Consider the following 10,462-nt stretch of genomic DNA (forward strand, 5'->3'; position numbering starts at 1 on the left):
CTGATTTGCGGATTGATAAACGACTATACCTTATTCTTCCCGATTTTAATAGTTTGTCTGGTTTCCAAAACTACAGCAAAACTTATTTATCCATATACCGTTTATACCTATCAGCCAAAAACCGTTTCTTAATTATGCCCACCAAACACATCAAACGCAACTACCGAAAAGCCAAATACGTACTGTATAAGGAAACACTTGTTGATTTCAAAGAGCACTTTTGGGCCTTCATAGGTGCTTTTGTCGGAATGGGAATTATCGCTTATCTGCAATACAATGCGGTTCCGAAAGAAGATTTCGTATTTCTGATCGGTTCCTTTGGCGCATCTTGTGTTTTGGTTTATGGTGTGATCCAAAGTCCGCTTGCACAACCGCGTAACCTTATTGGCGGACACATGATTTCTGCCTTTGTGGGAGTTACCGCAGTCAAACTTTTTCCTGATATGATCTGGCTGGCTTCTGCTTTTGCCGTTGCCTCTTCCATTGTATTAATGCAAATTACCAAAACCTTACATCCTCCGGGAGGAGCCACCGCTCTGATTGCCGTTACCGGTTCGCCTGCTATTTTAAAATTAGGATACTGGTATGTAATTTCTCCTGTGTTGAGTGGCGCGCTGATTCTTTTGATAGTCGCTTTGATATTCAACAACATGACCACAAACCGTCACTATCCAACCAACAACAAGTTCACCAAACTGAAAAAGAGAATTTCAGGTCATCTCAAAACGAATAAAGACAATCATGACAATGCTGAAACTGAATAAAATTCACCATATCGCCATTATCTGTTCTGATTACGAAAAATCGAAACGCTTCTATACTGATATTTTAGGTTTGGAAATTATTCAGGAAGTATATCGGGAAGAACGGCTGTCTTATAAACTTGACCTGTCTTTAAACGGAAATTATATAGTGGAGCTTTTTTCGTTCCCAAATCCTCCAAAACGTGTTTCACGACCGGAAGCTACAGGAATGAGACATCTCGCCTTTGAAGTGGATGACATTGAAAAGGCAAGGCATTTTATCCTTTCGAACGGAATTGAAGCCGAAACCATCCGTGTTGACGAATACACTGACAAACGTTTTTTCTTCTTTGCCGACCCGGATGATTTGCCTATTGAATTCTATGAAAAATAAATTATTTCATTGTTTTATAACAGTTTACAAATAAAATTATTAAAATTGTAACACCCAAACTGTTAAACTAAACCAATGAAACTAAAATTACCAATCTTCCTAATTCCGTTTTTGCTTTTATCAGCAATCGGTTTTTCCCAAAATCCTCAAAAAAACATCCTTTTTGTAGGTAACAGTATTACTTATTTTAATGATATGCCGATCTTGTTTCGTGACATCGCTAACAACAAAGGAAAAAATGTCGCTACGCAAATGCATACCGTTGGTGGCGCCGGATTTGTAAATCATGTTACGGATTCTAACCTCTACAACCTTTTCAGAAACACAGTATGGGATGCAGTCGTTTTACAGCCCGGAAGTGGCGAATCGGCAGGCGCTTCCTGGCCTGTTAATACAACCATTGAAAGAGGTCAGAAACTTATTGATTCGATAAAAAAATACAGTCCGTGTGCTAAAGTTTTCCTATATGAAATTCCGTATGGGGTCCCATCTGAAACGACCTATGACACTTATCAGTCCGTTCAGACACAAATCAAAGATTCCATCACAAAAATGGCAGATAATTTACATCTTCCGCTTGTACCCGCCGGGGAATCGGCAAGAATGCACTATACGGTACAACAGGATTTACTGCTCCACGGAAGTTATAACGACATTCACCCTAATTTAAATGGCTCATATCTTATTGCTTCGACCATGTTTGCCGCAATATTTCAGGAACCGGTTACAGGAACAACATCCTATGGTGGCGTAATTCAGGCCACAGCCGAATACTTTCACAGCATTGCCGATCAGGTCGTTTTACCTAACAAACCGCAGTGGCGCATCAATACTTATAATCTCCATTCCGGTTTTAATTATGTCGTAAATGGTAATTCCATCAGCTTTACGAACACTTCAAACAACTATACTTCATTGCTTTGGGATTTTGGAGACGGAATCACATCAATACAGCAAAACCCAACACACATTTACACTTCTGGAGGAATTAAAATCATCAAATTAAAGGCAATCCGAAACGGCTGTGAAGAAATTATCGAAAAGCAAATCGATTTAGGAACCTTATCAACGATTGGTTTTGAACAAAACGATGCCCGATTGTATCCGAATCCGGCACATTCGGTTTTGAATTTTGAAACGCTTTCGCCAACTTCGATAAAAATCATCTCAACTTTAGGTCAGGAAATTTTCCGTTCAGACGAACAGAAAAACAATTGGCAAATAAATGTTTCAACCCTTCAGAGCGGAATCTATTTTGTGGTTACTGAAAGTCAGTCTGTTTATAAATTCATTAAATCCTAACTGAAAATCTTATCAACAAATCGCATTTCGGAAATCTGAAATCTAAAAATATGACTACCTTTGGCCTTTCAAAAAATGATAAGGTCATGGTTTACAAATTCCGAGTAATCCTCGATGCAGAGGAAGATATTTTCAGAGATATTGCAATTCTTGAAGACGACACTTTAGAAGATTTGCACAATGCTGTCGTTAACGCTTTTGGCTTTGACGGTACGGAAACAGGTTCTTTTTTCACTTGCGAAAATGATTGGACATGGAATGAAGATGACGAAATCCCAATGTTTGATACCGGTGATGTTGCCGGGGAAATGAAAACAATGGCTGATTTCAAAATCAATGACTTATTGCATAAGGATAATACCAAAATGGTATACATCTATGATTTCTTCAGTATGTGGACATTCTTCCTGGAACTTGCAGCCATAGAAGACAAAGAAGACGGCGAAACCTATCCTGCCCTATTGTTCTCTCACGGTGAATTACCGGCGGAAGCGGGTTCAAGCGGGTTCAGAGGTGCCGATGTTACCGAGGACGATATTTATGGCGACTTTGAAGACGAATTCGATGAAGAAGACATGGACATGTTCGACGGCGATGATTCCTTTGAAGATTTTGGTTACGAAGAGAACTGGAATTAAAAAAGAATCAAGAGTCAAGAGACAAGAAGGAAGAAACTAGAGAAAAAATTTTCTGAATTAAAATAAACGAACCAAGATTTAAGTATTAGTCTTTCTTCTTGGTTCTTTCATCTAAAAATACCACCAAATGATTAATCTATTTAATACGCATATTGACAATTTGTCCATCCATCGCGTTGGAAACAAAAGCCGCAACGAAGCGATTTTCCTTTCAGAACAACCATACAACCTGAACGACGAAATCATGCCGCTTTTAAAAGAGTTTTTTTTCAAACCTTTCAGAGACAAAGAAGAGAACTACTTTCAGTTTGCGCACGATGTGGATTTAGATTACAACGAAATGTACAATTATGCAAATGAGATTTTCGCTAATCCGGGCAGTGTACATGAAGTTTCAAAAAAAATCACACGCCATCTGTTCGAGCAGTCCAACCATCCGCACATTAAAAACGGAGAAGTTTATGTGACTTATTTGACAAACGTTTCCATAGACAACAATGTGGTGGATGCCATTGGTGTTTTCAAAAGTGAAATCAAAGCTGATTTCCTTCAGTTTGAAGAGAAAGACACTAATTTAGATATGATCCTGCAACAGGGAATCAGCCTGAACAAATTAGACAAAGGCTGTCTGATCTTCAACTATAAAAAAGAAGAAGGTTACAAAATCTTAACTGTAGACAGCAACCGTTATGATGCCCGTTACTGGTTAGAACATTTCCTTTCGGTAGATGCGTTCCAGGATGAGAATTTCATCACTAAAAAATACCTTAAATTCTGCCAGGATTTTGCTAAAGAAGTAGTGCTTCCGGCTGAAGACAAAAAAGAAGAGGTAATGTTCATGAACCGTGCGGTAAATCACTTCGCCAAAAACGACAACTTTGAAGAAACCAATTTCATTAATGAGGTAATTGACAATCCGGATTTGATTTCGGAATTCAAAAACTTCAAGGTAGATAAAGGCGAAAAATACAGCATTGAAGATTTAACTTCCTTCCCCATTGCCAATGCAGCGGTTTCCGATGCGCGTAAGAAAATGAAAAACGTAATTGAACTGGATACCAACATCCAGATTAAATTGGATTTCATCAACCCTGAAAGTGCCGAGAAATTTGTGGAAAAAGGCTGGGACGAAGAAAAACAGATGTACTATTATCTGGTATACTTCAACAAAGAACAAAAGAGCTAATACGATTCGATACAAAATCCCCGATTGTGAGAACAGTCGGGGATTTTTTGTAAAAATGACCTTTCAACTATCAGAATAATAATTATTTTTACGCTTATAAAAATTTTCTCATGAAACAACTTCTTGCCATCGTCTTATTTTCCCTTTCCCTATTGACTTATTCACAAAACAAAAAAACAGGCAGCGATTTCATTCAGACGTTACTTGTCGATAAAAATTATGAAAAAGCCTACTCCTATTTCGACGAAACTGTAAAAGGCCAGATTACACTTCCGATTTTGGAACAAACCATAAATCAGCTGGAATCGCAATTGGGCAAGTTTAAAAATATTATTGAGATAAACGAGGAAAGTGGCGTATATTATTACTATTCCGACTTTGAAAAAATGAAACTGGACATCAAAATTGCGTTTCGTAATTCGGATAAAATTGCGGGGTTCTTTTTCGCTCCACACAAGCCATTCGACAAAGAACCTTCATTGGGAAAGACATACAATGTAACCAGTAACAGCATTGAATTGAAAGGGACTTTGCTGGTTCCTGCCGAAAATAACCTCAAAAAGTTGATTATTCTTTTGCACGGATCAGGCCCACATGACAGGGACGAAACCATTGCAGAAAACAAACCTTTCAAAGACATTGCAGAAAACCTATACCAAAAAGGAATCGCATCTTACCGTTTTGACAAGAGAACATTTTCAAATCCGGAGTCTTTTTCAGATAAAAGCACTATCGACGATGAAGTTGTTGTGGATGCACTGAATATCGTTAATCACTTCAAAACCAATCCTGACTTTAAAGACTATGAAATCATCTTGGTAGGTCACAGTTTAGGCGCTTATTTATTACCTAAAATAGCCAACAAAACCACCCAAGTTTCTAAAATAGTACTTATGGCGGGTAACGCACGACCTTTAGATCAGCTTATCATTGAACAATACGATTATTTATACAGTCTGAATCCGTCGGAAGAATTCAACAAAGAAGTAGTTAAGACAAAGGAACAGATTGCATTTCTTAATTCTAAAGATTTTAATTCGGAATCGCCAAAAGAAAAATTGCCACTTAACCTTTCGGCAGCGTATTGGAAATCATTGTTGGAATATCAGCCTTCAACAGAAGTTAAAAAAGTAAAAATCCCAATGCTGATTTTACAGGGCGAAAGAGACTATCAGGTAACCATGACCGATTTTAATTTATGGAAAACGGCACTTCAAAAAAACAAAAAGGCTAAATTCATCAGTTACCCATCACTAAATCATTTATTTATGAGCGGAACAGGAAAAGCCAAACCCGAAGAATACCTGGTAAAATCGAATGTTGACCAGAAAGTAACTGACGACATCTTCAATTTCATTGTTACAAAACAATAGGAGTTCATCCTAAAAAGGAGTAATTACAGCTAAAAGAGGTCGTTGGATCTCTTTTTTATTTGCCAGACATAACAATATAGACTAATTTTAATTACCGATTTCCCCAGCGGTCAAATTATGTACAAAAAGTTACTTTTATATAGCATTCTGCTTTTTTGTTTCTGGCAACCACTGGAGGCACAGGTAGTTCCTGTAAAAAAAGATTCAACAAAAGTAAAAAGGGATTCGACTGCAGTAGTATTTCAGAATATTGAAAATTATTCCAAAAGAAGAAAATTTACCAGATTCCTTCATCGTCTGATTTTTAGGCCAACGGACAAAAAAAGCGACGTCAAAAAAAATAAAGCGCCTAATTACAGTGCTAATTTTACCGGTTACCAAGGGAAGATTATCCGAAAAATTAGCATTAACACTTTGGATCCTTTCGGATTTGATATTGACGGATCGGAAAGAAATCCAAAAATGTGGGCGGAACGACAGGGGAATTTGATCCACCTTAAAACAAAACACTGGACGGTAAGAAATCAGATTTTATTTAAAAAAAATGATCGTCTTGATTCCCTCTTGCTAAAAGAATCCGTGCGTTTGATCCAACAGCAGCGTTATATCCGAAAAGTAGCCATTCGTCCTATCCCTTTAGCAAATTCCAAAGATTCGGTCGACATTGAAATCACCGTTTTAGATTCCTGGAGTTTGATTCCGTCCGGCTCTTTGTCAAGCACGCATAGCACTCTTGAGATCACTGAACGCAATTTTTTTGGTTTAGGCCACGAATTTCAAAATATTTTTAAGCAGCGTTTTTCCGATAATAAAAACGCGTATGAAATGCGTTATACCATTCCCAACTTCAAAAACACGTTTATACGGACAACAATTCTGTATGACAAGGAATATAACAATGATTATATAAAAAGCATCGGATTCAACCGTCCTTTCTTTTCTCCTTACACCAGATGGGCAGGAGGTATCGCCTTTGAAGAACGTTTTTATAGAGATTCCATAAAAGCTATAAACCGGATTCCGATTTACACTGATTTCAAATCTGAATCAGAAGATCTATGGTCGGGATATGCAATGCGGATCTTCAAAAAAACCAGACAGGAAAAGCACATTACTAATCTTGTGACAACAGCTCGTTTCAGAAATCTGAAATATATTGAAAGTCCGGACAAAGTCTATGACAGCATAAGTTATTTCAGTAATTCAAGATTATATCTCGCCAGTCTCGGTGTTACTTCCCGACAATACATCGCGGATAAGTTCCTTTTTAACTATGGCATTCCCGAATATGTGCAAATTGGAAAAACCTATTCAATAACGGGAGGTATCGAAGATAAAAACAATATCCAACGTGTTTATTTTGGAGGTAGGTATTCTGTTGGAGGTTATTATTCCTTCGGTTTTTTTTCCGCCAGTTTTGAGTTGGGCAGTTTCTTTAATGATGGTAATACAGAACAAACCACCTTTAACGCCGAGATCAATTATTTCACCCGGTTGTACGAATGGGGAAACTGGAAATTCAGACAATTCATAAAGCCCCGGTTTACTATAGGGAACAACCGCCTGGCAACAGACGCAGATTTACTTAATCTTGGAGGCAACTCGGGTATTGAAGGTTTTAATCTTTCCGCTAAAGGGAGCAAGAAAATGCTTATCACCTTTCAGACCCAATCCTATGTTCCGGGTCAGTGGTATGGTTTCAGGTTAAGTCCGTTTTACAATATGGAATTCGGAATGTTAAGCAGTTCCACCGAAACACTGCTGCAGAATAAATTGTATTCGAAATTTGGTATAGGATTCATTATCAGTAACGACTATATGGTATTCAATAACTTCATCCTTTCCTTTGCCTATTACCCTACCATTCCGGGAGGAGGCGACCATATTTTCAAATCGAATGCCTATAAAAACAACAATATTGAGCTTCCGGATTTTCAGATTGGAAGACCTGAAATTGTTCCTTATCAGTAATTCATAATCCTTCCGTAACAAAACAAGCAATAATTCGTCCTATAAATAACTAAAACGAATTTATTTTGGAGACGATACTGTCAATCGATAATCTTAATAAGAAATACGGAAACATCCAGGCCCTGAAAAACGTTTCATTTGAAATAAAAAAAGGAAATGTCTATGGAATTCTAGGCCCTAACGGAAGTGGAAAATCAACCACCTTGGGGATTATCCTGAATGTTGTCAATAAAACTTCGGGCAGTTTCATGTGGTTTGAAGGAAAAACTGACACCCATCATGCTCTTAAGAAAGTAGGCGCTATCATCGAGAGGCCGAATTTCTATCCGTATATGACAGCCGAAGAAAATCTGAAATTGGTATGTGACATTAAAGGAATCCATTACGATAAAGTGATGGAAAAACTTGAAGTTGTAGGCCTTTTGGAGCGAAAAGACAGTCAGTTTCAAACGTTTTCTTTAGGAATGAAGCAACGTCTGGCTATTGCTTCCGCGCTGTTAAACGATCCTGAAATACTTATTCTGGACGAACCTACCAACGGATTGGACCCACAGGGAATCCGACAGATTCGCGACATCATAAAATACATCGCTTCATTAGGAACAACAATTTTATTGGCATCCCATCTTTTAGACGAAGTAGAAAAAGTGTGCACACATGTAGTTGTTTTGCAAAAAGGAGAAATATTATATTCAGGCTCTGTACATGAAATCATGGCCAATGAAGGATTCTTTGAATTGCAATCCGATAATAATTCCGAATTAAAAACGCTGCTCCAAAACCATGCTGCAATTGACACAATTGATGAGGAAGATGGAAAATTATACGTGTTTTTAAAATCCCCTTTAGAGGCAGCCGAACTGAACCGTTATTTGTTTCAAAACAATATTTCCCTTCAACACCTTGTAAAACGCAAACACAGTCTGGAAGAACAGTTCCTTCATCTGACAAATCATAAATAACGATTTGAGTTACAGCCTTAATTATATCCGAAAAACCAGCCAGACTAATTCCTGAATACGAAATGAAACGACTTTTAAATATAGAATTACAAAAACTTTGGAAGAACAGAGCCAGCCGTGTGCTGATAATAACCTATTTTGTACTGATTTGCTTCATTTCGTTGATAGCTTCCATAAAATTCGATTTAGGACCTTTTAAATTCGATGCGGCAGAGAGCGGTATTTTTAACTTCCCTTACATATGGCATTTCAACACCTATTTTGTGGCTTGGCTTAAACTATTCCTAGCTGTTGTAATTGTCTCCATGATTGCCAACGAATACAGTTACGGAACGTTAAAACAAAACCTCATCGACGGTATGAGCAAAAAGGAATTCATCTTATCAAAGTTCATTACCGTACTTTTATTTGCCGGAATTTCAACCCTTTTCGTTTTTATTGTCACACTCATTTTAGGGTATTCGTTTTCTTCCTATAACGAATTAAGCATCGTTTTTTCAGATTTAGAATACCTGTTCGCCTATTTTATAAAACTGGTGGCGTTTTTTTCTTTCTGCCTGTTCCTTGGGATATTAATTAAACGATCTGCTTTTGCGCTCGGTTTTTTAATGCTTTGGTTTTTCATCGAGAAAATCATATACGGACTGATGGGCAAATTCGTTTTCGAAGATTTCGACAAAGCTTCTGTAATTTTCAAGTACTTCCCTCTGGAATCAATGTCCAACCTGATTGTAGAACCTATCAGCAGATTGAGCTTTATCAAAACCGTGAGTACTCAAATCGGGGTTGAAAATAGTAAAGATTATGATGTACATTTTTTTCCAATCCTTATTACATTAATTTGGACAGTTATTTTTGTTCTTATGTCGTTTAAAATTCTTAAGAAAAGAGATTTGTAGTATCTTTGGGATACTATGCATGCATCCTACATCAAATACCAGACATTGTTATTGTTGCTTTTCGGCACGGTCGTTAATGCGCAAAACATAACCATTGATAACACGAAGACTCCGGAACAACTTGTTCGTGATCTTTTTACCACCGAGAGCTGTGTGGAACCGTTAAATGTTTCAATTACCGGATGGGATTTCGGTAACGGTGAAAAAAGCTATGCATGGTTTAACAGCAATTCATCCGGATTTCCTCTGGGTCAGGGATTGATTATTTCCACAGGAAGAGCTTCATCTGCTGTAGGGCCTAACACCACATTACTTAGTGAAGGACCAACAAATTGGCCGGGAGATTCTAATTTGGAGCAGGCAATTGGGGAGAGTAACACCATTAATGCCACCATAGTCGAATTTGATTTTGTCTCGGTAACAAATTACATGAGTTTCAATTATATATTTTCATCAGAACAATATTTATCGAATCCTAATTCCAATCAATGCAATTATTCTGATGGTTTTGCCCTTCTTATCAGAAAAAGCACGAACTTCAACTACCAGAATTTGGGGGTTGTTCCCGAAACTACCATTCCGGTAAAAGTAACAACTGTTCGTGGGCCCGGAACAATATGCCCTCCAGCCAATGTTGAATATTTTGATGCTTTCAACGGAAGTAACCATCCAACCAATTATAACGGTCAGACAACGATAATGAATGCAGAGGCCGACATAGAACCCGGAGTCACCTATCATGTAAAATTAGTTATTGCCGATCAGGGAAATAATCTTTATGATTCGGCCATTTTTATAGGCGGAAACACCTTTACCAACGATTATGCCATGGGGGATGACCGCTTAATAGCTGACGGAAACCCACTTTGTCCCGGAGAAACGTTAACGATCTCTCCAGATTATACAGTTCCGGGCACACTGGGTTATACCTGGTATAAAGACGGAAACCCGATTCCCGGTTACATCAATGTGAGCTCCCCTACCTACACCATTA

General features: G+C 37.9%; 10 protein-coding genes. All 10 read left to right on the top strand.

From position 1 onward, the window contains the following. Nucleotides 1–134: 134 nt before the first annotated feature. Nucleotides 135–764 (top strand): HPP family protein, encoded by a 630-nt coding sequence (locus tag VLB74_RS00875; protein WP_325201583.1) that lies wholly within the window; start codon nt 135–137, stop codon nt 762–764. Further along, the gene (gloA2, locus tag VLB74_RS00880; RefSeq protein WP_325201591.1) at nt 748–1,137 is read left to right on the top strand and encodes an SMU1112c/YaeR family gloxylase I-like metalloprotein; all 390 of its coding nucleotides are present in this window, start codon (nt 748–750) and stop codon (nt 1,135–1,137) included. The genes VLB74_RS00875 and gloA2 overlap by 17 nt, the downstream gene beginning before the upstream one ends. A gap of 75 nt (nt 1,138–1,212) precedes the next feature. After that, on the top strand, nt 1,213–2,439 hold the full coding sequence (locus tag VLB74_RS00885) for a T9SS type A sorting domain-containing protein (RefSeq protein ID WP_325201584.1): 1,227 nt from the start codon (nt 1,213–1,215) through the stop codon (nt 2,437–2,439). Between the two features lie 86 nt (nt 2,440–2,525). Next, nucleotides 2,526–3,077 carry an IS1096 element passenger TnpR family protein gene (locus tag VLB74_RS00890; protein WP_325201592.1) on the top strand — a complete coding sequence of 184 codons (552 nt, stop codon included), beginning with the start codon at nt 2,526–2,528 and terminating at the stop codon, nt 3,075–3,077. A gap of 127 nt (nt 3,078–3,204) precedes the next feature. Continuing rightward, nucleotides 3,205–4,263 carry a nucleoid-associated protein gene (locus VLB74_RS00895; protein ID WP_325201585.1) on the top strand — a complete coding sequence of 353 codons (1,059 nt, stop codon included), beginning with the start codon at nt 3,205–3,207 and terminating at the stop codon, nt 4,261–4,263. Between the two features lie 110 nt (nt 4,264–4,373). Beyond that, nucleotides 4,374–5,636 carry an alpha/beta hydrolase gene (locus VLB74_RS00900; RefSeq protein ID WP_325201586.1) on the top strand — a complete coding sequence of 421 codons (1,263 nt, stop codon included), beginning with the start codon at nt 4,374–4,376 and terminating at the stop codon, nt 5,634–5,636. Nucleotides 5,637–5,753: 117 nt separating this feature from the next. Continuing rightward, a complete protein-coding gene (locus VLB74_RS00905; RefSeq protein ID WP_325201587.1) occupies nt 5,754–7,607 on the top strand; it encodes a BamA/TamA family outer membrane protein in 1,854 nt (617 codons plus the stop codon). A 65-nt stretch (nt 7,608–7,672) separates the two neighbouring features. After that, the gene (locus VLB74_RS00910; RefSeq protein WP_325201588.1) at nt 7,673–8,569 is read left to right on the top strand and encodes an ABC transporter ATP-binding protein; all 897 of its coding nucleotides are present in this window, start codon (nt 7,673–7,675) and stop codon (nt 8,567–8,569) included. Between the two features lie 62 nt (nt 8,570–8,631). Next, nucleotides 8,632–9,468 carry an ABC transporter permease gene (locus tag VLB74_RS00915; protein WP_325201589.1) on the top strand — a complete coding sequence of 279 codons (837 nt, stop codon included), beginning with the start codon at nt 8,632–8,634 and terminating at the stop codon, nt 9,466–9,468. Nucleotides 9,469–9,483: 15 nt separating this feature from the next. Beyond that, the coding region (locus VLB74_RS00920) for a choice-of-anchor L domain-containing protein (RefSeq protein ID WP_325201590.1) at nt 9,484–10,462 on the top strand (979 nt) is incomplete at its 3' end.

The sequence above is a fragment of the Flavobacterium sp. genome, from assembly GCF_035456225.1.
GTDB lineage: Bacteria > Bacteroidota > Bacteroidia > Flavobacteriales > Flavobacteriaceae > Flavobacterium.

Excerpts from the sequence above, each read along its gene's own strand:
- VLB74_RS00915 (WP_325201589.1), top strand. The coding sequence starts at position 8,632 with ATGAAACGACTTTTAAATATAGAATTACAAAAACTTTGGAAGAACAGA.
- VLB74_RS00905 (WP_325201587.1), top strand. The coding sequence starts at position 5,754 with ATGTACAAAAAGTTACTTTTATATAGCATTCTGCTTTTTTGTTTCTGG.
- VLB74_RS00890 (WP_325201592.1), top strand. The coding sequence starts at position 2,526 with ATGGTTTACAAATTCCGAGTAATCCTCGATGCAGAGGAAGATATTTTC.
- VLB74_RS00900 (WP_325201586.1), top strand. The coding sequence starts at position 4,374 with ATGAAACAACTTCTTGCCATCGTCTTATTTTCCCTTTCCCTATTGACT.
- VLB74_RS00885 (WP_325201584.1), top strand. The coding sequence starts at position 1,213 with ATGAAACTAAAATTACCAATCTTCCTAATTCCGTTTTTGCTTTTATCA.
- gloA2 (WP_325201591.1), top strand. The coding sequence starts at position 748 with ATGCTGAAACTGAATAAAATTCACCATATCGCCATTATCTGTTCTGAT.
- VLB74_RS00875 (WP_325201583.1), top strand. The coding sequence starts at position 135 with ATGCCCACCAAACACATCAAACGCAACTACCGAAAAGCCAAATACGTA.
- VLB74_RS00895 (WP_325201585.1), top strand. The coding sequence starts at position 3,205 with ATGATTAATCTATTTAATACGCATATTGACAATTTGTCCATCCATCGC.